Origin of the sequence: Acinetobacter pittii (assembly GCF_022449185.1) — a bacterium.
In the GTDB taxonomy this organism is placed as follows: Bacteria; Pseudomonadota; Gammaproteobacteria; order Pseudomonadales; family Moraxellaceae; genus Acinetobacter; species Acinetobacter pittii_I.
Genome location: NZ_JAKUKO010000001.1, coordinates 199,497 through 223,173, shown reverse-complemented (window position 1 = coordinate 223,173; position 23,677 = coordinate 199,497). Strand labels below are relative to the sequence as shown.

The window sequence follows — 23,677 nt, the reverse complement described above, 5'->3', positions numbered from 1 at the left end:
TGAAAGCTTAAGAAAATAATTGTGCCCACGCCTGTACACGGGCAGGAATTTCAGCAGTTGATCGGTCTAATATATCACTAATGACTGCACAGAGGTCAGCCCCAGCCTCAATCACAGGTTTTGAGTTTTCAACAGTTAAACCACCAATCGCACAAATTGGTAAATCATATTGAACTGCTGCTTGCTTAATTACTTCGATCCCCACATTACCTGCTTCAGGTTTTGTAGAGGTCGCATAGACTGCACCAAATGCAATATAAGTCGCGCCATCTGCAATTGCTTTTTGCGCAAGTTCTAATGAGTTCAGGCAAGTACGGCCAATAATCACGCCTTCTGGTAATTGCGATTTTGCATCAGTAATTTCACCGTCACTTTGACCTAAATGCACACCTAAACCAAACTGAGCGGCCAGTTTTAAGTCATCATTAATGACAAAAGGAACCTGATATTTTTCACACAATAATTTGATCTGTTCAACTTCAGCGGGTTGGTCTGCTTTGTCTATTTTCTTACGGCGATACTGTAAAATTGCGACCTGACGAGTTGCGAGCGCGGCATCTAGTTTTTCTAATAATAGTTGGATTGGGTCATCGTTGGTAATGAGGTATAAACCGCGCATACTCTACTCTCGCTTTAAAAAACTTCGCTAGTATAACGGATTTATAGATCATCATAAGTACCGATTGATATAGGCTTACCAGTACCAATCGGATATTTAAAAGAGAAAGTAAAAATTAACTCGGAATTTTGTCGTGCTTACGATCAACCAAACTCAAACGGCCACGTACAACATCAGACAACATTCGCCAATCAGAAATAAAACTATAGAAAGGCTGTTTAAAACTGGCAGGCTTATTTTTTTCAAACACAAAATGTCCAACCCAAGCATTTGCATAACCCGCTACCAAACCATAAAGTACATATTTGGGTTGTTTCTTACGAATTGCTTTTGAAAAAAAGTATATGCCAATACTGCTACCCACCACATGCAAACGTCTGCTCATAATGTTACGGTGTTCAGTTAAATAAAAACGATAAAATTCCTGATAATTTTTAATCGGCAATTCAAACTCTGGCTGAGCTTCATGGCTAAAGTTTACTGGTGCATTCACGATCATCTTCCTGATTTTTATTTGATCAAAACATCACCTGATTGTACACCTAAATAAAAGTGTAGCGTCATATGTTTGATTGTAACTTTCTCTATCAAAACCATTATTTTTAGAGCTAAGCTATTATACTTATTCAAGATAGTCTAAATACCTGATTCAGGGAGATATATTATGGTCGAAGTCGAACTAAAGTTTCAGTTACCTGAATCGAAGAAAAAAACTGTCCAGCAATACTTAAAAAAACACAAAGCAAAGAATATTCACTTACAGGCAAAGTATTACGATACTCCTGATCGACTGCTTGCAAAAAACGGTATGGCCTTACGTTTACGTAAAGAAGATGATCAATGGGTACAAACATTTAAAGCTGCAGGTCAAAGCCATCTCCACCGTGTTGAAGAAGAAATTCATTTAGGTGTGTGTGACCAAGAACCTGACTTAAACCTTGAGTTATATCAAGATAATAAAGTGGTAACTGATTTAATTAATACGGCTTTAGGAACAGAAGCTGAAAAACTAAGTTTGCAGTTTGAGACTGATGTACAGCGCACCTACCATGTGTTTGAAGCAGATAATACAGCGATTGAGGTTTGCTTAGATGATGGTGTCGTAAAAACAGCGGATGCACAAAGTGTAATTTGCGAAGTTGAATTTGAACTCAAGCAGGGTGCAGTGAAAACGCTTATTCAATTTGCGCAGCAATGGATTAATCGTTACTCACTTTGGCTTGATGTAAGAAGTAAAGCCGAACGTGGCAACTTATTAGCACTAGGGCAAGCTGCCTCACCTGCTGTTCATGCTAAAACTTTGACATTAAATAAAGATATTACTGCTGAACAGGCTCTAAAAAAGATTGTCGAAAACTGTTTAGGGCAATTCTTACCAAATATGGCTGTCATTGCCGATGGGGTTGCTGAAGCTGAGCATATTCACCAAGCACGTGTGAGCTTACGTCGTTTACGTAGTGCCCTTAAGCATTTTGCAGGTTGGTCAAGCGAGCTAAATCCTGTTTGGGAAGAACAAATTGCCGAACTTTTCCGTAAACTTGGAGACACTCGTGATGAAGATGCGATTCGCACCGAAGTGTTACCTATTATTCAACAACATGGATCACCTGAACTTTTACTACCAGTTTCAGCCCAGCCCTCAAAAGAACTCTCAACAATCTTTACCTCTGCGGACACGATTAAGCTATTACTCGATTTATTAGCATTTGCTTATTCAGAAGAAGATTCAGACAGCAAAACAGGTGGATTAAAAAAACACATTAAAAAGAGTTTAGATAAGTTACATCATAAAGTGATTAATAATGCTGAACACTTCTCTGAGCTTGAAGTGAATGAACAGCACAAAATAAGAAAGCAAGCTAAACAGTTACGTTATTGTGTTGAGTTTATTTCGAGTCTTTATCCAAATAAAAAAGTACAGCAATATTTAAAACAGCTACAACCTGTGCAAAATACTCTAGGTCAATATAACGATTTGTTTATTGCAGAAGGTATTTTTAACAATGTGGTGGAACAAGATCCGTCTTTCTGGTTTGCTCTAGGCTGGGTCAAAGCCAAACAGCCACAATTACAAAAGCGCTCAGCAAAAGCTTTACAAGCTTTTAGTCAGGCTGAAACTTTCTGGTAATTTATAAAAAGTCGCTGTAAACGTGCAGCGACTTTTATCGGTATTTACCAAATACTTTCCATATGCCGTTATCTGCTAACGGATCACTATAGCTATCGCTGCGTTGCTTTCTTGGCTTATCACGAGCATCGACCAGTTTAAAATGTGGCTCAACCCCTAGCACGATACCATTGGTATAAAACCGTGAACGTGTATATTCGCTTTGTCCATGCTGGAATACATAAGTTCTTAAATCAATGAATTCACGGTGAGCAACCAAAGCCGCGGTATCATCACTTTGCAACCATTCTTGCATCGTAAATATCTGGTCTGTTTCAAACTGCCCGCATTTTTCAATAAGACTCGCAACACCGCGAAAAGTTTTAGATTCTTTTGCGCGTGTTTTATTAATCCGAATCCGGTCTACGTGAAAAAAGAATAGCGGTAAATTTAAATGGCTTGGCAAATGAATCGCATCTGGTAATTCATCTTCCATAAATGGCTGAAAAAGCTCTTGCGCCCGTTCAATTAGCCCCTGCCATTGTTGATAATAATTTTCGACTTCTTCTTGCAAGCCATAATAAATCGGCAGTCCTTCAACATGCTCTAAATATTGAGGTGGGAAAACATGCTGGCGTAATAAAGCAATATCTGTCTTTAAACTTTGAATCGCAATTGCATCTTGCATATTAATTTCTCCTACCAATACTTAGGCTATTTACAGACTAAGTCAAAGGTTTTGTTTCCGCAAGCGTTTGCCTATAATAAGCAGCTCTATTTTTGCGGGAATAAGTCATGTCTCAAAAGATTAATGCAACAGATATTACTGAAGAAGAAGCATTAAATGCTGTTTTCTTTGAGCGTGCGGATGAATTTATTAAACAAGCTAATGATTTTTGTCGCCCGCCAAAAGATAAAAAAGTTGATCCAGCTGAGCTACGTGGTCAAGTGAGTGCTGCAATGTTATTTGCTACTGCCCGCTTCAATACATGGGTAGCAGCAAATAACTTTAAAGATGGTAATGAAATGCGTGATGCAAAAGATCAGGTTATGTCTTACCTTCTTCAGCAATTTCAGATGATGCTTGAAGATAACTTCGATGAATATTGTGAACAATTCGAAAATTATTTACGTTTCCGTAAAAATGAAGATTTTCACGCGCATAAACATGATCATTAATATGATTTAAATACCTAAATAAAAAGCCACATTTGAGTGGCTTTTTATTTGCGAGAAGACTTTATTTCTTTGCTGCCTGACCATATTGATCAGCCATTACTTCAACCAAATGTTCAGGTTTAATATACTTCTTAATTACTCTGTTAACGTCAGCAACAGTCAACTTAGTTAACTCTTGATCATGACGAATTCGGTCTTGCAATGTTTTGTTTGTTTCAAGCTGTAGATTTAACATGCCATGAATATTACGTTCATCTTCTAGTGCCGTAACTCGTTTCTTCATGATATCTGCTTTAGCAGCTTCAAGCTCTTGCTCAGTTACCCCATTTTTAACCAAGTCATTTAACACTTTGTGTATTGAAGCAGACACTTGTGCTGAGCGACCTGAAGTATAATTTGCACTAATGCTTAAGGCCCCTACATTCGTATCACGGTCAAGTTGTAGCCCACTTCCAAAACCATACACCAGCGCATTTTTCTCACGAAGCTCTTGAGCTAAACGTGATGAAATTTGAGACTCACCTAAAATATAGTTCATTAAAATGAGAGCAGATGCATCTGGATGGTTTTTCCCAACTGGAATTGAAAGCACACTTTGGTAGCTACCAAATTCACGCTGTTCAGATAAAACATGAACTTGCTGTGCTGGAAAATCAACGTGATCAATCAAGATTTTTTGATATGGCTGCTTACCGTTCCAACGACCAAATTCCTGATTCAGTAATTTTTGCATTTTTTTTGCATCAAATTCGCCTGTAATAGCAATTTGAGCATGGTTCATTGCAAAGAAACGCTCATATAACTCTTTCACTTGCTCTTGAGTTGCATTTTTCAACTGCTGTTTTGCCAGTTCAGGTTCGAAGTGATAACGCAAATCACCCGGTTGATATTCTTCAAGTAAACGTGAAAGTGTTAAACCCGCCACTACATCTGGCTCAGTATAAGGGCGATCAAGGCTTGATAAGCTTTGCGATTTAATTAAATCAAATTGAGATTGTTCAAATTTCGGATTTTTCATCACATCAAGAACAAACTTGAAAAACTCATCAAATTTTTCTGATTTAGACTGAATATTAATGGTCATGCCATTGCCATCAGCACTTGCATAAGCCGCACCGCCTGCATCAATTGATTTATCAGCAATATCTTGCAAACTGTATTTATCAGAACCACGAAGCAATAAGTATGACGTTAAATCAACTACCGTACCTTTATTAAATAAAGATTTTTCTGTTCCGAAGTCCATCGTAATCGTTGCATAAGTACGATCATCGCGTGTTTCAACTGGGAATAAAGCATACTTCATTCCATTTTTTAGTTTTCCACGGATAATCTTCTTCTCATTACTTTCAACATATTGCTTTGAAGTTTTTAAAAACTCAGCAACTTCTTGTTGATATATCTTCGGATCTTTTAAAGGTTCAGCCTTTGCTTCGACCTGATCTAGAGTTTTAGGTGTCTCTTTTGAATTTTGCTGTTGCGCTTTTTTCTGGTCTTCAGATGTTGGCAAAATATCGCCATCAATACGATGATCAGCCACAAGGAACTGTTTTAAAGTTTGATTCACATCATCTAGCTTAACTTTTTCTACAGAATCTAAATCTTTAAAATATTGATCCCATTGCCCGCCAGCGACGGTGTAATCACTTAAACGTGACCCCAGTGCTACCGCATCTTTCGTGATTAGATCACCTTGAGTTTTCATTAAACTTTTAACACGATTTAATTCAATCTCAGTAAACGGCTTCCCTTTTTCAATGCCTGCTAACAAAGAACTTTCAACTTTTTTAGGGTCATTACTTGGTGAATAAATAGCGCCTAGAAACACCACATTAAAATCTTGGTCTAACCAAGTACTAGCTTCAACATTTGTGGTAATACCTGTTTCCACCATATTTTGGTATAGGTGACCACTTGGTTGCATGGTGTATAACAAAGGAGCTAAAGCGAGTGTCGGCTGAATTTTGGTATTTTTACCATTCATATAGATATGGAATTTAGCCAGATCACTGCCCTTTTTCACCATGAATTGACGATTTTTTATTTTTGTAGAGTCAAGCACAGGAATCTGTACAGTTTTAGGAACCGCTCTTGCCGCAATTGGACTAAAATATTGATCTATTGTTTTTAAGACATCAGTCTTATCAAATTTACCTGAAATGACCATAACAGCATTATTAGGTGCATACCAGCTACGATAAAACTGGCTCAATTCAGGCATTTTAATAGATTTAAGTTCAGGCAAATCACCAATCGGTAAACGTCCTAAATATTGATTACCATAAGCTGACTTCCACATTTGATCCATCAGCACAGCAAATGGCTGATCCATGCGAACTTCGCGTTCACGCTTTACGATTTCAATTTCGGAAGGAACAAACTTTTCTTGAAGAACTAATTTATCCATACGCTCAGATTCAAGATACAGTACCTGATCAAGCGCAGTTTTTTCTGGACGAACGATATTTGTATATTTTGTTGAATAATAATCAGTGCTGGCGTTTGTCATCAATGTATATTGATCTAAACGACGCTGGAATTCTTCCCCTTTAACATTTTGTGTCCCCTTAAAAGCCAAGTGCTCAAGCAAATGAGCTAAGCCACTTTTACCCTGCGGGTCATTTAATGAGCCTGTTAAATAAATGGTATTAATAAAGATTTTATTTTCTTTGTCATTCGGTGCAAGCACAATCCGAAAACCATTATCTAATTTATATTCCTCAATATTTTGCTTACTTTTTACTAGTGTAGTTTGTGCCCAAGACGCAGCACTTAAACCAAGAATACATAGGGAGAGTGTCAGTTGTTTAAACTGCATAAACATATAAATACCAATTAATTTGAATAATAAAAAATCAATAGTTGTAGGACTATAGTAGGAAATTTGAACTAATTTTCATAGTAAAGTTTTGAAAAAAAAGCCGTTTATTTAAACGGCCTTATATTTTAAGGAAAAATTTCAGCTTGCATATAAAGCTTCCCATACCCTGAAACTTCAATACGTTCCTGATTCAGAACATTGCAATATAAAACGCCACCACGGCTAGAAGCCTGATAAGCAATAATATTATTTTTAGCGAGTTTCTCTGCCCATAATGGCGCTATTGCTGTATGAATTGAACCCGTAACTGGGTCTTCTTCAATGCCCGCGACAGGTGCAAAATAACGCGATACACAATCATATTGTTGATCGGCTTTTGAGGTGATGGCAACATCCATCCCTGCAGTAGTAATCGCAGTCCGTTTACCTAAGGCTTTAAGTAAGTTCATGTCAGGTTGCTCATCTAACACGTCTTGCACTGATTCATACTCAACAATGTAGGCTTGAACATTTTGATAAACCGCTTTAAAAGGCTTTGTTAATGCTTGACGTAAAATAGCTGGATAATCTTCAACTTGATGAGCTTTGCGAATTGGAAAATCCATTCTGATTTTACCGTCTTCATCTTGGTGAACCACAAAAAGGCCCAAATTTCGTACATGGAAATTAATCGTCTTTTTCTCGGTAAAATCTTTAAATAATACGAAAGCGCTGGCAAGTGTGGCATGCCCGCAGAAATCAACTTCAACCGTTGGAGTGAACCAACGGATTTCATAATTTTCAGAGTCTATAATTTTTACAAAAGCAGTTTCAGACAAATTATTCTCAAGTGCTATCTTCTGCATTAAATCTACATCTAACCACTCTTTTTCAACAACGACAGCGGCCGGATTTCCACGAAATAACTCTTTTGTAAAAGCATCGACTTGATACATTCTCATGATAGTGCTCTCTTTTGTAATAGGCCTATTTTCGAAAATTATTTAAAAGAAAAACAGATACAGTTTTTTTAAAATTAACATCACAGTGGCAATTTATGCATATAAAAAAACGGCTCATCCAGAGTGGAGAGCCGTTTAATACTCATTCTTAATGATGTTGAGTTAACTCAATTTCATCTTCACTGTTTAGTATTTCTTTATCAGTCTGGCCCATCAATTGGCTCGTAACTACGCCAGCAGTCATTGAACCATTTACGTTTAATGCAGTACGTCCCATATCAATGAGGGGTTCAATTGAAATAAGCAGTGCAACCAAAGTTACAGGTAAACCCATGGCAGGAAGCACAATCAGTGCAGCGAAAGTCGCACCACCACCTACTCCTGCAACCCCAATTGAACTTAAGGTCACAATACCGACTAACGATGCAATCCACATTGGGTCTAAGGTGTTAATACCCATTGTAGGTGCAACCATTACCGCGAGCATTGCAGGATACAAACCCGCACAGCCATTTTGACCAATGGTGGCACCAAAAGAAGCAGAGAAACTTGCAATAGATTCAGGCACACCCAAACGACGAGTTTGTGTTTCAATGCTCAGTGGAATACTTGCTGCACTTGAACGGCTAGTGAATGCGAACGTTAAAACTGGAGCAACTTTCTTAAAAAATTTAAGAGGAGAAACACCTGTAAGCGTCAAAATAATGGCATGTACGACAAACATAATCGCCAAACCTAAATAAGATGCAACCAAAAACCCGCCTAGATTTAAGATATCTGCGACGTTTGAACTTGCCACGACTTTGGTCATAAGCGCAAATACGCCATATGGCGTAAGTGTCATCACGAGACGAACGAGCTTCATTACCCACGACTGCAACGTCTGAATCGCAGTAAGAATACGTTGACCTTTTTCAGCGTCATCCTTCATTAGGTTAAGCGCTGCTATCCCTAAAAAGACGGCGAAAATAACTACACTAATGATTGAAGTTGGGTTTGCACCAGTTAATTCAGCAAATGGGTTACTTGGAATAAAGGAAAGAATAAACTGGGGTACACTTAAATCGGTAACTTTGCCTACATAGTCCGTATTAATGGCAGTTAAGCGTGCAGTTTCAGCCGCACCTTGCACCAAACCTTTTGCAGTTAAGCCAAACAGGTTAGTAACAAATACCCCTACCAGTGCAGCAATCAGTGTTGTAAATAGTAATGTACCGATCGTATAAAAACTGATTTTGCCTAAAGATGAGGCTTGGTGTAATTTTGCAACCGCTCCCAAAATAGACACAAATACCAAAGGCATCACGACCATTTGTAAAAGTTTTACATAGCCGTTTCCAACGATATTAAACCAGCTAATAGATTCAGCAAGAATCGGATGGCCACCGCCATAAATCAAATGTAGTCCTAAACCAAACACCACACCTAGAACTAAGCCAGCCAGAACTTTTTTTGATAAGCTCCAGTCTGTTTTACGTGTTTGGGCGAGTAAAAATATTAACCCGACAAAAACCACAATATTGATGATTAAGGGTATATTCATTCCCAAACTCCAAATTATTGCTTGTGTCATCTTTCAAGGGGGCATATTTGACCATAGCCAGCCTATATAAACTACCCTTTTCCACAATTTTATAGCATCAAGATGATTACAAACCTCTGTGAGAATATAAAATGACTTTTTCATACATATATATCACTTTTAATTTATAAATTAAGTTGGATATTTACGTATGAAAATCAATCACAACCTAAGCAACCTTTAATTCAAATTGTTGCTCAATAAAATGAATAAACTGCTTTAAATTAGTTCCCCATGTTTCGGGCGACTGGGCAACCAAGTAGGTAGTAAAATGAGCGGATTCAGTATTAAGTTCAAAACAACTTAACGATACTTTATCGACCACTTTGGTTAGATATGACTTTGGTAATAAAGCAAAACCAACACCTAATTCCACACAGCTTACAATCCCGTCCAGACTGCCCATTTCCATAATTTGTGAAGGCGGGACACTGTGATCATTTAAAAACAACTCAATTGCATGACGATAAGAACATCCCTGCCGAAATGCAATAAATCGGGTCTTTGCAAGCTTGGCAATGTCTGGAAAGTGAGTTTGCTGTTTCGGACAAACCAAAACCAATTGTTCTTGCCAAACAGGTAAACTATACAACTCTGGAATTAAATATTTAGAAGCAACAAAAGCACAATCGACCTCTCCTTGCTGCACAGCGCTTAACAAATATCGTGTCGGGTGAGTTTGTAGCTCGATCGGCAAATTCGGATATTGCTGCATACATTGATTGAGTAATTGAGGTAGACGTATTGCTGCTGTCGTTTCCATACTGCCCAAACGAATGGTTTCGTTCGGGTCAATATCACCCTCTTGAAAAATTTTTTTCGCTTTATTATGTAGAGCAATCATTTGAACAGCATAACTATGCAGCTGTTGTCCGGCATTGGTTAAGGTCACTGGGTTATTACGATTGAATAAAATAACTCCTAACTCTTCTTCAAGCTTTTTCACATGGCTCGTGATATTCGATTGAACTGTATACATTTTTTGTGCAGCTAAGGAAAAACTTCCACTCTCTGCAACAGCTAAAAAAAACTCTAGAGACTTAAGCAACATACCACTATCTCAAAACAAGATAATTACTATCATATTAAATCATTTTTAAAGATTTAAAAACTCGCTTTTAATAATAAAAAAATTGAGCGTCCTCTCATGCCTACGTTTTATCGAATGAGCTTAATTGTCTTTTTGGCAACTTGTTTGGGAATTGGTGTTTTTAGATTTTCCTATACTGCGCTGATGCCCATCATGATTGAGCAATACCACTGGACTCACGATTTTTCCAGTTACTTAGGGAGCGCAAATTTATTGGGATATCTGATTGGTGCCTTATTGGCGCTGTTAACTATTAAAGAAAAGTACATCTCACCCATCATCGTATTTTCAGCTATAGCGGGTAGCCTCAGCCTACTAGGCTGTTCATTCATGGATATGCCTTTGGTGTGGTTCATTGTCTGGCGTACGATTTCAGGTATTGCTGGCGGCTTACTTATGATTTTGGCGCCTAGCTATGCGATGAAATACATTCCTACCACGCAAAGATTAAAAGTTAATTTTTTAGGCTTTAGCGGGATTGGTGTCGGCGTTTTATCCGCCACTATTATTATTCCTCTACTTAAAAATATGCCCGTACATTATGTTTGGAATATTTTCGCGGGTCTTTCTCTATTAGGAAGTTTAACTCTTTATCGATTATTAACTCGTAATACTGCCCAGATTATTAAACCGCAATCGACCTCTCTACAAGCCTTACAAAAATCACGTTTAGGCCTTGTCATTATTATTGCCTATATGTGTAGTGCCTTTGCCTATATTCCACACTCTTTGTTTTGGATGGATTATTTATCTGGAACTCTGCATTTTCCCCTACAGCAAAGAAATCTATTTTGGGTTCTCTATGGAGTGGGAAGCTGCATTGGTGCACTTGTCGCTTATTGCTTAAGCAGACTAATCGGATATCTACAGGCCATTAAATGGTTATATACCATTTACTGCTTAGCCGTTGTTTTGCCGTTCCTTTCACATACCGCTTCTTTACTGGCCTTATCTTCGCTTCTGACAGGCTTACTGACTCCCGCAACCGTATTTATTAGTTCTTATAGTCTGCTACAGATTTATGAGCACCGTTATCAAAAGCTTTGGAGCCTTGCCACCATTGGCTTTGCCAGTACTCAACTTTTGGGTGGTGTTGTCATTAGTACTTTGCATCATTTGCATTGGTCTTATGCCCATCTCTTTCTTTTGGGTGGAACCGTTCTTCTCTTTGCGGTTTGCCTTTTAATTCCCCTACGCCCTTCTTTCACCTCAACTCTCGGAGAAACCAAATCGTGAAAACTCTGCTCTTTCCTTTATTTCTAGTTGCTTTCGTTCTTATTATTCAAGCCCTAGACCAGAGTTATCAAAAGAAAACTGGTTTTATTAAAACTCCGAAACATCCCGAATTTATGCAATAAAAAAAGCCCTCAACTGAGGGCTTTTTAATAGAAGATTACTCTCCCATATGTTTGATAATCGCATCACCAAATTCAGAACAACGTAACAAGGTTGCACCTGGCATTAGGCGCTCAAAATCGTAAGTTACAGTTTTGGCAGCAATCGCCCCAGAAATTCCTTTAATGATCAGTTCAGCAGCCTCTGTCCATCCCATATCACGCAGCATCATTTCCGCAGAAAGAATAATAGAACCAGGGTTTACTTTATCCTGACCTGCATATTTAGGAGCAGTACCATGAGTTGCTTCATAAACCGCTATTGCACCACCAATATTTGCACCCGGTGCAATACCAATGCCGCCTACTTCTGCTGCTAAAGCATCAGAAATATAATCACCGTTTAAATTTAGGGTGGCAATCACAGAGTAATCGGCTGGACGCATGAGGATCTGTTGTAAAAACGCATCTGCAATGACATCTTTAATAATGATGTCTTTACCAGTTCTAGGGTTTTTAATTTTAACCCATGGGCCACCATCAATTAGCTCTCCACCGAAACGATCAAGAGCCAACTCATAGCCCCATTCTTTAAAAGCACCTTCGGTGTATTTCATGATATTACCCTTGTGAACCAGCGTCACAGAAGGCTTATCATTTTCGATTGCAAACTGAATGGCTTTACGGACTAAACGCTGTGTTCCTTCTTTTGAAACAGGTTTAATTCCGATGCCACATCCTTCAGGAAAGCGAATTTTTGTGACACCCATTTCTTCTTGAAGGAACTTAATGACTTTTTTTGCCTCTTCAGAATCAGCTTTCCATTCAATCCCTGCATAGATATCTTCCGAGTTTTCACGAAAAATCACCATATCGGTTAATTCTGGGTGTTGAACCGGTGATGGAACGCCTTCAAACCAGCGTACTGGACGTACGCAAACATATAGATCTAATTCTTGGCGCAAAGCAACGTTGAGTGAACGAATGCCTCCACCTACTGGTGTGGTTAAAGGACCTTTGATTGATACAACGAACTCGCGAAGTGCTTCGAACGTTTCTTCGGGCATATAGTTGCCATAAATTTTATTGGCTTTTTCGCCGCAATACACTTCCATCCATTCGATCGAGCGTTTGCCACCGTAAGCTTTTAAAATAGCAGCATCTACGACTGCTTTCATGGTTGGCGTAATATCTACACCAATACCATCACCCTCAATGAAAGGAATAATTGGATGATTTGGTACGTTCAGTGATAGGTCTGCATTTACTTTGATTTTGTCGCCGTCGGCAGGAACCACGATCTTCTGATAACCCATTGTGTAGATTCTCCCTTTTATAATACTTAATTAACTAAAAATAATTATCGATAAACAATACTTTCAACTTTTATTAACGCATAATAGCTTAATCGAATTTAATTCTTTTTGAGATTTATGTGGGAAATAAGCAAATTTCGCACTTAAATATAGCTCAATGTTTTCTCTAGTTATTTGAAAGAAGAAGCCATTTTTTATGAAAATTGTGATTCTCAACAAGCCTTATGACGTTCTCTCCCAGTTTCGTAAAGACGAAGCGCACATGACCGTCTCTGACTTTGTTGATGACCCGACTTTGCGCTTGGCAGGCCGTCTTGATATGGACTCTGAGGGTTTAGTTTTTTTAACCGATCATGGTGGTCTGAATCAGTTCATTACCAACCCTGCAAATAAAAAATACAAAACGTATTTAGTTCAAGTTGATGGAGATGTAACCGAAGAAGCGCTTGAGCAACTTCGTAAAGGTGTAGAACTGAATGATGGTATGACGCTTCCTGCCAAAGCCATTAAAGTCAGTGAACCTGAATGGTTATGGGAACGCAATCCACCCGTACGTTACCGTGCAAATATTCCAACATCTTGGATCGAGATTTCAATTTGTGAAGGCCGTAACCGCCAAGTTCGTCGGATGACTTCTGCGGTAGGTTTTCCAACTTTACGTTTAATTCGTACTAAAATTGGCTCAATTGACTTAGTTCAACTTGGTTTAAGACCGGGTGATGTAAAAGAAATTGAACCATTACTTTACCCTGACTTTAAAGATGTTCCAGCTGAACAGCCTTATCGCTCACGTTCATATGTGAAAAAGCCAGGCGGTACTGGTGGCAAACCAATGGTTCGCAAAAACAAAGATGGTTCTGCTAAAAAGTCTGGTACAAAACGTATTTGGCAAATGGATGAAAGCGAGAAACCACGTCGTAAGACTAATGGTACAACTCGTCCAAATACCAAAGCACCACGTGGTCGTGGCCGCAATGGTCGATAAGATTTAATCTTTTAGAAGCTCACATCAGTGGGCTTTTTTAATGTCTTTTATTTTTAGGCAATAAAAAAACCGGTGCATATGCACCGGCTCTTAAGCTATTTACTAACGAGTTAGTAATTAAGCCTCAACTGTTGCAAGAGCTGCATTAAATGTAGCACTTGGACGCATTACAGCATTTACTTTAGTTGGGTCAATTGCGTAGTAACCACCGATGTCCGCTGGTTTACCTTGTACTTGAGCAAGTTCAGCAACAATCTTCTCTTCATTTTCAGCTAAAGCTTTAGCAAGAGGAGCAAATTTAGCTTTCAACTCAGCATCTTCGTTCTGAGCAGCAAGCGCTTCAGCCCAGTAAAGTGACAAGTAGAAGTGGCTGCCACGGTTGTCGATTTCACCAGTACGACGTGATGGAGACTTGTCATTGTCAAGCAATTTACCAGTCGCTTCATCAAGTGTCTTCGCAAGTAACTTAGCACGAGCATTATTTTCTTTAATGCCCATTTCTTCTAAAGATACTGCAAGCGCAAGGAACTCACCAAGTGAATCCCAACGTAAGTGGTTTTCTTCAACAAGTTGTTGTACGTGTTTAGGCGCTGAACCACCTGCACCAGTTTCGTACATACCACCGCCTGCCATAAGCGGAACGATAGACAACATTTTTGCAGAAGTACCAAGTTCCATAATTGGGAACAAGTCAGTTAAGTAGTCACGTAAGATGTTACCAGTCACAGAAATCGTGTCTAAACCACGTACTACGCGCTCAAGTGTATAACGCATTGCACGTACTTGAGACATAATTTGGATATCAAGACCAGTCGTATCATGATCTTTTAAGTACTTTTGTACTTTCTTGATCAATTCGTTTTCGTGTGGACGGTACGGGTCAAGCCAGAAGATTGCAGGCATGCCTGAGTTACGTGCACGAGTTACTGCAAGTTTAACCCAGTCACGAATCGGAGCATCTTTAACCTGACACATACGCCAGATATCACCCTCTTCAACATTTTGAGTCAATAACACTTCACCAGTGTCAAGATCGGTAATGTTTGCAATACCAGCTTCTGAAATCTCAAAAGTCTTGTCGTGAGAACCATATTCTTCAGCTTTTTGAGCCATCAAACCAACGTTTGGTACTGTACCCATAGTCTTCGGATCGAAGTTACCATGCCATTTACAGAAATTGATCATTTCTTGGTAAATACGGGCAAATGTTGATTCTGGCATAACAGCTTTAGCATCATATTGCTTACCATCAGCACCCCACATTTTACCACCGGCACGAATCATTGCAGGCATAGAAGCATCTACGATGATGTCGTTTGGTGAATGGAAGTTTGTGATGCCTTTTGCCGAGTCAACCATTGCAAGTGCAGGACGGTGTTCTTGACAAGCATGTAAGTCTTCAATGATTTCTTCACGTAATGAAGTTGGAAGAGTTTCGATTTTCTCGTACAACCCAGCCATACCGTTATTAACGTTAATGCCTAATTCATCAAATAACTTACCATGTTTTTCAAAAGCTTCTTTATAGTAAATTTTCACACAGTGACCGAAAACGATCGGGTGTGAAACTTTCATCATTGTCGCTTTTACGTGTAAAGAGAATAAAATTCCCGCTTCTTTACAATCATCAAGTTCTTTTTCATAGAAATCACAAAGTGCTTTCTTGCTCATGAACATTGAATCAATGATTTCACCTTCTTGAAGCGCAACTTTTGGCTTAAGAACAATGCTCTTACCACTATTTGTGATAAGTTCCATTTTCACATTACGCGCGCGATCAAGTGTCATTGATTTTTCACCATGGTAGAAGTCACCTTCTTCCATATGTGAAACGTGAGTTTGTGACCACTGTTTCCACTCGCTCATTGAATGAGGGTGTTTTTTCGCATAGTTTTTAACTGCTGCAGGAGCACGGCGGTCAGAGTTACCTTCACGAAGGACAGGGTTTACTGCTGAACCAAGGCACTTACCATAACGAGCTTTGATTGATTTTTCTTCTTCAGTCGTTGGATTTTCCGGATAATCAGGAATTGCGTAACCTTTTGATTGAAGCTCTTTGATACATGCAGTTAATTGCGCAACAGATGCACTAATGTTTGGGAGTTTGATAATGTTTGTATCTGGATCTTGTGTAAGACGACCTAGCTCTGCAAGGTTGTCGGATACCTTTTGCTCTTCACTTAGGTAATCAGCGAATTCTGCGAGCACACGTGCAGCTACAGAGATGTCACTTTTAATAATCTCGATGCCAGCTGGCTTGGTAAAGGTCTCAATGATCGGCAGTAGCGAATAGGTCGCCAATAATGGCGCCTCATCAGTCAGTGTGTAAATAATAGTTGACTTTTCACCAGCCATATATAGCCCCTTCCGTTTGATTGAGTGTTGAGGACCGAGCTTGTGGCCCAGTGCCTACGAACCGATATGCTTAAATAAAACCCTGAGAGTATCGGCTCTCATTGTCTTCCAGTCAACGAAATATCCAGTGATAACGACATTTCGCAGCGAAATAATACATAATTTAAATCTATTGATAATATTCCTATACCCAACTTTAAGTAATACATAATTCATCATTACTTTTTTATGGACTGAATACGATTAAATTACATGAGATATCTTTCAGAGTTCTGACAATTATTATACTTTTCATTCAAAACAAACTCAAAGATAAAACGAATCTCATCATTTAGTAGCACTTAAAAATAAAAAACCGATGTAGAAAACATCGGTTTTTTATAAACTATTTAACTGTTATTTAAGCTTTTAACCATTTTTCAGTTTTAGCCTGATCTTCAACAATAAGTTCAATTTCAGTTAAATCAGATGTAGCACACTCAATTTCAAAAGATAGTAACTCATCGCGACGGAAAGCAAACACAGTATAAGTACCGCCCTGCTTTGCATACTTCTCAACAAGTTTAGTGGTCGCTTTTAAACTATCAATTGCAATAATTACATCATTGGCAGAAATACCTGCTTTAGCAGCTGCGCTATCACGGCGAGCGCTTTGCACGAGTACGCCTTCTGGCTTATCAACAAGTTTCAAACCAAGTGGCAAAGATTTGTCAGTTTTAACTCTATAACTTAAGCCAAACTCAGGGAACAGTTGATCAAGTGGCAATTCATCAGTGGTATTAATCAAATGATTAATTTGTTCAATCCAGCTATCACCCGTCAGTTCTTTACATAAATCAAAAATGGTTCTTTCATTTACTTGCATACCATTTTGAGTGTTTTCATATAACCGACGCATTAAAGCATCAAGACTAGAACCACGTAGACGTAAACCTAAATCTAGACATAACGCAACTAACGAACCTTTATTGTAGTAACTGGTGCCCGCATTATTCGAGTTTTCATCTTGGCGATAAAATTTAATCCACGCGTCAAAACTTGACTCTGCAACTGTTTGAACAAAACGGCCCGGGTTTTGCAAATAACGGTCAATTTGTGCTTTGAGTAAATCAAGATAAGACTTCTGAGAAATCACGCCGCTACGTAATAAAATCAGGTCATCGTAATATGAAGTAAAGCCTTCAAATATCCACAATAAAGACGTGTAGCCTTCTTGATGCAAATTATAGTTTGTAAAGTTTTCTGGGCGGATAAACTTGACTAACCATGAATGAAAATATTCATGACTACATAAGCCTAAAAAGCGTTGATAATCTTTAGAAGGTTCAGTGGGTTCATTCGATTTTGGCAAATCCTCACGCGGTGTAATCAAGCTTGTGCTATTACAATGCTCTAATCCACCATAACTATTCCCTGTTGCCATGGTCATAAAGGTATAGTTTTTAAATGGTGCTGACCCGAACATATTTATTTCAGCTGCACAAATTTTTTCAATATCGGCTTTTAGGCGATCAATATTGGTATTGTGCGAACCAGAAATTACGAACTCATGTTCAATGCCGTTCGTCTCAAAACTAAAGCGTGTTTGATCAGCCAATTCAAATGGACTATCGATCAGTTGATCGTAGTGATCTGCTTTTAAAGTAAATCGACCTTTAACTAAGCTTTTTGAAGCTAAGCCCGTTGCTAACTGAAAATGCCTTAATTCATCCGGCAAGAAAACTTCGACTTCACAAGCAGACTGCTCCTGCCCCTCTAAAGCCAAACATACACACGCAGGATTAATATATAGACGAGTCTGGTCTACATACGCACCACGGACAGACAAATCATATGCATATACATCATATTCAATCGTCATTAATTCATGATCTGTATTAAATAAACGCCAGCGATTCTTGCTGGTTTTTTTAATGTCCAGCAGACGACCAGCTTCATCATAAGCTTTAACGGATTCAATATGTTTTGAGAATTCTCGAATTAGATAACTACCTGGAATCCACGTTGGTAGCCAAAGTTCCTGATTTGGGTTGGCTAAAAAACGAATTGTCACGTGAACAAGGTGCTGTTTGTAATCATCGAACTCAATTTGATAATGCAACATAAATTCTTCAATTTAAAATAAGAACGGCTTCGCATTAGATTATCACTTTTTTGTATCGTCTTGCGTACATGTATTTTTTGGCAACAATTCCTACTAGCCTTCCATGAAAAAAAGGCATAGCATGCTGTGCATCTGTGTCCCATATTTGCCAGTGAAGTTAAGGTCATCCGTGAAATTTTTTCTATCTCTTTTTACCCTCTTTAGTATTTTTTGTACTACCCTAACCAATGCTGCATTACTCAATATTGCACCTGAAAGTGTTGAAGCTGCTGCATGGACTATTGTAGATACTCAATCGGGTCAAATTATTGCTGAGCATAATAGCCATGTTCAACGTGCACCAGCATCTTTAACCAAAATGATGGTTGCCTACATTGCTCTAAAAGAGATTAAAGCTGGAAAACTGAAAAAAGAAGAAATCATTACTGCAACTCCGGTAGTTAGTGTTGTGCAGTGGGATGAATCACAAATGTATCTTAAAGCTGGTGAACAAATTTCAGTTGATCAGTTATTGGCAGGTCTAATCGTAATGTCTGCTAATGATGCAGCCGTGACTTTAGCTGAAAAAATCTCTGGCGATGTTCCGCGCTTCGTGCAACGTATGAATCAGGAAGCTCAAGCTTTGGGTATGAAAGATACTCATTTTAGTAATCCTGCCGGAATTACGATGCCTGACCATTTCACTACAGCACACGACCTTAGCTTATTAAGTCAGGCATTAATTAAACAAACCCCTGAATATTTACATTATTCAAAAATGCCAAGCTTTAGCTATAACCAACGCTTCCATCATGCAACAAACCTTGCGCTCAAATATGACCCATCTGTTGACGGTCTAAAAACGGGATATACCAAAGCAGCTGGTTATAACTTAGCACTTACAGCTTCACGTCCTTCATTCTCATCTGACTTAACTCAAAGACGTTTATTAGTCATTGTTTTAGGTACGCCGAGTGCTGTAAAACGCGCTGAGATTGCAGATAAATTAATGAATCTTGCTTACGCCTATACACGTGATGAAGTGATTATTCCTGAGCAGAAATTAATTGCTGAACTACCTGTTGTAAAGTCGACTTTAAAAATGTTTAAGGTTGAAACAAAGCAACCAACAATTGTAACGACATCTTTATATGCAGACCCAGCACCAATTGACCTAAATACTTTTGATAATGCAACTCAACGCGTTCAAGTACTTGATAGTAATCAACAACTCAAGGTGATTGCTCCACTTGAAACGACTCAAACCCGTGTAAACATTGAGCTCAATGAAAAACAACTAACTGCGCCATTAATGAAAGTCGTAAGTTTGGCAACAGTATCGATTTATCAAAATAATCAACTTATCCGTAGTCTTCAAATTGAAGATAACGTACATATTGAAGAAGCCAATATTTTCCAAAAAATCGCAATGTGGTTTTCTAGCCTCTTCTCTATTTTTTCATCAAGTGAACATAGTGCTGCAAAACTCTACCCTATAAATTCGCACTAAAAACATCAAATTGTGCACAGACGCACAATAATTTTTATAAATAAAAGATGGCATAATTCAGCCATCTTTTTTTATAGAAAAATAATTAGGTGAAAAAATGACCCAAAATTTACATCATATTGTAATTGTTGGTGGTGGTGCTGGCGGCTTAGAACTGGCAACACAACTCGGTGAAACTTTTGGGAAAAATCGTAAAGCAAAGATTACATTGGTTGACCAAAACCTTACTCATATTTGGAAACCATTGCTTCATGAAATTGCTGCTGGTTCTTTAAATCCGCACGAAGAACAAACTAACTATTTTGCGCACTCAGAAAAACATCATTATGAATTTATGCTCGGAACATTAGTTGGCATAAACAAAGACAAAAAATTAATTGAGTTGATTCCGCCTCAGGTGTCTAAAGACCAACAAAATCATCCGCAAGAGCTAAGTTATGACACACTTATTTTAGCGCTGGGCTCAGTATCAAATGACTTTAATACAGCAGGTGTGCGTGAAAACTGCCATTTCCTTGATAGCAGAAAGCAAGCCGATATTTTCCAGCAAGATTTATTACATCTTTATATTGAAGCTCAAAATCAACCCAATCAGCGAACTTTAAATATTGGAATTGTTGGTGCGGGAGCAACAGGTGTAGAGCTGGCAGCTGAGTTAATTGAAACAACTAAAAACTTTTATCGATATGGTTTAAAGAAGATTCATCCAAACCAAGTCAAAATTACACTGATTGAAGCTTCTGAGCGTATTTTACCTGCTCTAAGTGATAAAACTGCTGAACACAGTGCTGGGCAACTCAAAAAAATGGGTGTTGAAATTTTAACTCAACACCGTGTTGAAAAAATTGATGAGCATTGCATCTACTTTAGCAATAGCAACCAACTCAAAAGTGATATTACCGTTTGGGCCGCAGGCGTAAAAGCACCAAAGGTATTAGAAAGTTTCACCGATTTTAAACGCGATAACATTAACCGCCTGATGGTCTATGCAACGTTGCAAACTTATTCTGATCCAAATGTATTTGCGTTTGGTGACTGTGCTCATTGCCAACTTGATGCAAGACATCCTCCACTTGGCCCCCGTGCTCAAGTTGCAAGCCAACAGGCCAGCTTTTTAGTCGATGCTATGGCTGCTCGACTAAATGGCCGATCACAGCCGATGTTTACATTTAACGACAAAGGTTCTCTCGTGTCTTTAAGTCGTCATAAAGCCGTTGGAGAATTACTTGGAGATGTAAGCGTGCAAGGCTATATTGCAAAAACCATGTATGTCTCTTTATATCGTTTACATCAAGCAACGATTCACGGCTATACTCAGGCTGGACTACTCACAATGAAAGATTTACTTACAAGACGCGTACGTCCAAAAATTAAGCTGTATTAAGTTGAATTTTTTAAGTTCGTCCCTATTTATATAAAAACGCATCAGAAAAAGTGCCAAAGATTAAGATTTTGTAGTCTACAAAATTTATTTTTCACTTTATGATGTACGCTTCAATTGATTGAATGGATCAAAAACATGACTGCTATTGCAAATAACCACGTGGTTTCATTCCACTACAAATTAACAAACGCTGAGGGTGAAACACTTGATCAATCTCAAGGTGAACCACTTGCCTATTTGCACGGTGCAGGCAATATCATTCCTGGTTTAGAAAATGCATTAACAGGTAAAACTGTTGGTGAAAAATTCACTGTTAACGTTCCAGCTGCTGAAGGTTATGGCGAATACAACCCAGACCTAGTACAAGAAGTTCCAGCTCAAATGTTCCAAGGTGTTGAGAACATTCAACCTGGTATGCAATTCCAAGCTCAAACAGATGACGGCGTACAGATCGTTACTGTTAAAGCGGTTGAAGGCGACAACGTTGTTGTTGATGCTAACTTCCCACTTGCTGGTCAAGATTTAACTTTTGAAGTTGAAATCGTAGAAATCCGTGATGCTTCTCAAGAAGAATTAGATCACGGTCACGTACACGGTGCTGGTGGTCATCACCACTAATTCATCTTTAAAGATGATAAGAGCAAAGCTTCGGCTTTGCTTTTTTTATGTATTTATTTTTATATAATATTTTGATAATAATTCTTTAACTCACTTCACTCTAAAAGGGCCAATTTTCATGTCAAACGTAAATCAGCTAATTTGGTTTCGTCAAGATTTGAGAGTTCGAGACCATGCTGCTTTATGGCATGCCTCTCAACAAGGGCCTTGTATTGGGTTAATTATTTTATCTCCTGAACAATGGAAAATGCATCACGATGCACCTATAAAAATTAATTTCTATCTACGTCAACTTCAACAACTCAAAAAAGAACTAGAACAACTTAACATTCCCCTTATTATCCAAGTCATTCCTTACTGGAAAGATATCGCTAATTATATTGGTGAACTTAGCAATCAACTTAATATTGAAAATGTCTATTCAAATATAGAGATCGGCGTTAATGAATTAAAAAGAGATAAAACTGTACAAGATTTTTTAAATCAACAAGATAAAGAACTCTTTTTATTCCATGACCGTACGATTTTTCCTTTACGCTCTATTCGCAATCAGTCACAGCAGCCCTATCAGGTCTTCGGTGCATTCAAAAAAGCATGTTATTCAAAATTGGATATCAGTGGTTTACCTCAATGCTATCCAATTCCTGAAAAGCAAAGTGCCTATCCAACATCTTTTTCAAAAATAAACAGCTTAACTCTAGAAGATATTGAAGCTTTTTTTGATCCTTCTGTTTCTAAAGAGCAACAAGACTTATGGCCAGCTGGAGAAAATTTTGCTCTAGAGCAGCTCGACATATTTATTAAAAATCATTTATCTGATTATAAATTAGAACGTGACTTTCCCAATGTAAGAGGAACTAGCCAACTTTCTCCCTATTTAACCATTGGGATTTTGTCTATCCGCCAGTGCCTGCAAGCTCTTTTTAGGGCTGAACATGGCAACTTTCATTTGACAAATGAAGGCCAGCAGACTTGGTTAGATGAACTCATTTGGCGAGAATTTTATCAACATATTTTATTTGATTTCCCCCATGTTTCTAAACATATTCCGTTTAAAAAAGACACTCAGAAAATTAAGTGGAATCACAATCCAGAGCACCTAACTGCATGGCAAACGGGCCAGACAGGTATACCGATTATTGATGCTGGAATGCGTCAACTTTTAAAAACGGGATGGATGCATAATCGTGTTCGCATGATTACCGCTATGTTCTTATGTAAAAACTTGCTCATCGATTGGCGAGTAGGTGAACAATGGTTTATGGAGCATTTAATCGATGGGGATTTAGCAGCAAATAATGGTGGCTGGCAATGGTGCGCTTCTACCGGCACTGATGCTGTACCTTACTTTAGAATTTTTAACCCTATTGCTCAATCAATAAAATTTGATCCAAATGGAGATTATATTCGTCAATGGATTGAAGAATTAGCTCATCTAGACAATAAAGCCATTCATGAGCCCTACTCGACTAAAACGAATATTCAGTTAAATTATCCAAAACCAATTGTAGATTTAAAGGAAACTCGTCTTAAAGCAATTGAAACTTTCAAGAGTATTTAGATAAGAGTTGCGTCTTATCTGTTTATTTTTCATTAAAAAATAACAACAATATTTGACTAAATAGTGACTTTGATCTACAAATAAACATAATAGTTACTTAAAAAGGCCATAAACAACAATAACTTCGCAACGTCTCACATTTAGTAATAAAAGTATAAAAAAATTAACATTATAAGAAGGTAGCCATAGCTC

19 protein-coding genes are annotated in these 23,677 nt (G+C 38.2%); 9 read left to right on the top strand and 10 right to left on the bottom strand.

The features are described from left to right. Positions 1-7 precede the first annotated feature (7 nt). Together thiE and MKX14_RS01010 are read right to left on the bottom strand one after the other, a co-directional pair. Entirely contained in the window at positions 8-619 is a 612-nt protein-coding gene (gene thiE, locus MKX14_RS01015; RefSeq protein ID WP_240281543.1) for a thiamine phosphate synthase, read from the bottom strand. Between the two features lie 115 nt (positions 620-734). Continuing rightward, positions 735-1,118, bottom strand: coding sequence for a DUF962 domain-containing protein (locus MKX14_RS01010; RefSeq protein ID WP_240281542.1), 384 nt, complete (start codon positions 1,116-1,118; stop codon positions 735-737). Between the two features lie 165 nt (positions 1,119-1,283). Between MKX14_RS01010 and ygiF the strand changes: the two genes are divergently transcribed. Continuing rightward, complete coding sequence (ygiF, locus tag MKX14_RS18265) at positions 1,284-2,747, top strand: CHAD domain-containing protein (protein ID WP_345892598.1); 1,464 nt, start codon at positions 1,284-1,286, stop codon at positions 2,745-2,747. 34 nt (positions 2,748-2,781) lie between these two features. On the opposite strand, the gene MKX14_RS00990 is transcribed toward ygiF, so the two are convergent. Further along, positions 2,782-3,414: a hypothetical protein gene (locus MKX14_RS00990; RefSeq protein ID WP_240281541.1), complete on the bottom strand. Its 633-nt coding sequence runs from the start codon at positions 3,412-3,414 to the stop codon at positions 2,782-2,784. A gap of 107 nt (positions 3,415-3,521) precedes the next feature. Here MKX14_RS00990 and MKX14_RS00985 point away from each other — a divergent pair, with 107 nt between their 5' ends. After that, positions 3,522-3,905, top strand: a complete 384-nt coding sequence (locus MKX14_RS00985) for a DUF3144 domain-containing protein (RefSeq protein WP_002118682.1) — start codon at positions 3,522-3,524, stop codon at positions 3,903-3,905. Positions 3,906-3,966: 61 nt separating this feature from the next. On the opposite strand, the gene MKX14_RS00980 is transcribed toward MKX14_RS00985, so the two are convergent. The 4 genes from MKX14_RS00980 to oxyR all read right to left on the bottom strand — a co-directional run bounded on the left by MKX14_RS00980 (position 3,967) and on the right by oxyR (position 10,300). After that, positions 3,967-6,729 carry a M16 family metallopeptidase gene (locus MKX14_RS00980; RefSeq protein ID WP_240281540.1) on the bottom strand — a complete coding sequence of 921 codons (2,763 nt, stop codon included), beginning with the start codon at positions 6,727-6,729 and terminating at the stop codon, positions 3,967-3,969. Between the two features lie 122 nt (positions 6,730-6,851). Next, positions 6,852-7,667 (bottom strand): PhzF family phenazine biosynthesis protein, encoded by an 816-nt coding sequence (locus MKX14_RS00975; RefSeq protein WP_240281539.1) that lies wholly within the window; start codon positions 7,665-7,667, stop codon positions 6,852-6,854. 148 nt (positions 7,668-7,815) lie between these two features. Next, entirely contained in the window at positions 7,816-9,210 is a 1,395-nt protein-coding gene (ydjN, locus tag MKX14_RS00970) for an L-cystine transporter (RefSeq protein ID WP_240281538.1), read from the bottom strand. A gap of 208 nt (positions 9,211-9,418) precedes the next feature. Then, entirely contained in the window at positions 9,419-10,300 is an 882-nt protein-coding gene (gene oxyR, locus MKX14_RS00965; RefSeq protein WP_240281537.1) for a LysR family transcriptional regulator, read from the bottom strand. 96 nt (positions 10,301-10,396) lie between these two features. Between oxyR and MKX14_RS00960 the strand changes: the two genes are divergently transcribed. Further along, complete coding sequence (locus MKX14_RS00960) at positions 10,397-11,575, top strand: YbfB/YjiJ family MFS transporter (protein ID WP_240281536.1); 1,179 nt, start codon at positions 10,397-10,399, stop codon at positions 11,573-11,575. Beyond that, positions 11,572-11,697, top strand: a complete 126-nt coding sequence (locus MKX14_RS00955) for a hypothetical protein (protein WP_075383506.1) — start codon at positions 11,572-11,574, stop codon at positions 11,695-11,697. Before MKX14_RS00960 ends, MKX14_RS00955 begins: the two co-directional genes overlap by 4 nt. Positions 11,698-11,732: 35 nt before the next feature. Here the strand turns inward: MKX14_RS00955 and icd are convergent, their stop codons facing one another. Further along, positions 11,733-12,989: an NADP-dependent isocitrate dehydrogenase gene (gene icd, locus MKX14_RS00950; protein ID WP_240281535.1), complete on the bottom strand. Its 1,257-nt coding sequence runs from the start codon at positions 12,987-12,989 to the stop codon at positions 11,733-11,735. 196 nt (positions 12,990-13,185) lie between these two features. On the opposite strand from icd, the gene rluE reads away from it, so the two are divergent. Continuing rightward, positions 13,186-13,974 (top strand): rRNA large subunit pseudouridine synthase E, encoded by a 789-nt coding sequence (gene rluE / locus MKX14_RS00945; protein ID WP_005067912.1) that lies wholly within the window; start codon positions 13,186-13,188, stop codon positions 13,972-13,974. A 117-nt stretch (positions 13,975-14,091) separates the two neighbouring features. On the opposite strand, the gene MKX14_RS00940 is transcribed toward rluE, so the two are convergent. Next, positions 14,092-16,329 carry an NADP-dependent isocitrate dehydrogenase gene (locus MKX14_RS00940; protein WP_002118624.1) on the bottom strand — a complete coding sequence of 746 codons (2,238 nt, stop codon included), beginning with the start codon at positions 16,327-16,329 and terminating at the stop codon, positions 14,092-14,094. Positions 16,330-16,729: 400 nt separating this feature from the next. Then, on the bottom strand, positions 16,730-18,433 hold the full coding sequence (locus MKX14_RS00935) for a M61 family metallopeptidase (protein WP_240281534.1): 1,704 nt from the start codon (positions 18,431-18,433) through the stop codon (positions 16,730-16,732). A gap of 169 nt (positions 18,434-18,602) precedes the next feature. Here MKX14_RS00935 and dacD point away from each other — a divergent pair, with 169 nt between their 5' ends. The 4 genes from dacD to phrB all read left to right on the top strand — a co-directional run bounded on the left by dacD (position 18,603) and on the right by phrB (position 23,485). Beyond that, entirely contained in the window at positions 18,603-19,922 is a 1,320-nt protein-coding gene (gene dacD / locus MKX14_RS00930; RefSeq protein ID WP_240281533.1) for a D-alanyl-D-alanine carboxypeptidase PBP6B, read from the top strand. Positions 19,923-20,019: 97 nt separating this feature from the next. Further along, positions 20,020-21,306 (top strand): NAD(P)/FAD-dependent oxidoreductase, encoded by a 1,287-nt coding sequence (ndh, locus tag MKX14_RS00925; RefSeq protein ID WP_240281532.1) that lies wholly within the window; start codon positions 20,020-20,022, stop codon positions 21,304-21,306. 135 nt (positions 21,307-21,441) lie between these two features. After that, entirely contained in the window at positions 21,442-21,924 is a 483-nt protein-coding gene (gene slyD, locus MKX14_RS00920) for an FKBP-type peptidyl-prolyl cis-trans isomerase (RefSeq protein ID WP_002118581.1), read from the top strand. Between the two features lie 118 nt (positions 21,925-22,042). Next, positions 22,043-23,485, top strand: coding sequence for a cryptochrome/photolyase family protein (gene phrB / locus MKX14_RS00915; protein WP_240281531.1), 1,443 nt, complete (start codon positions 22,043-22,045; stop codon positions 23,483-23,485). Positions 23,486-23,677 lie beyond the last annotated feature (192 nt).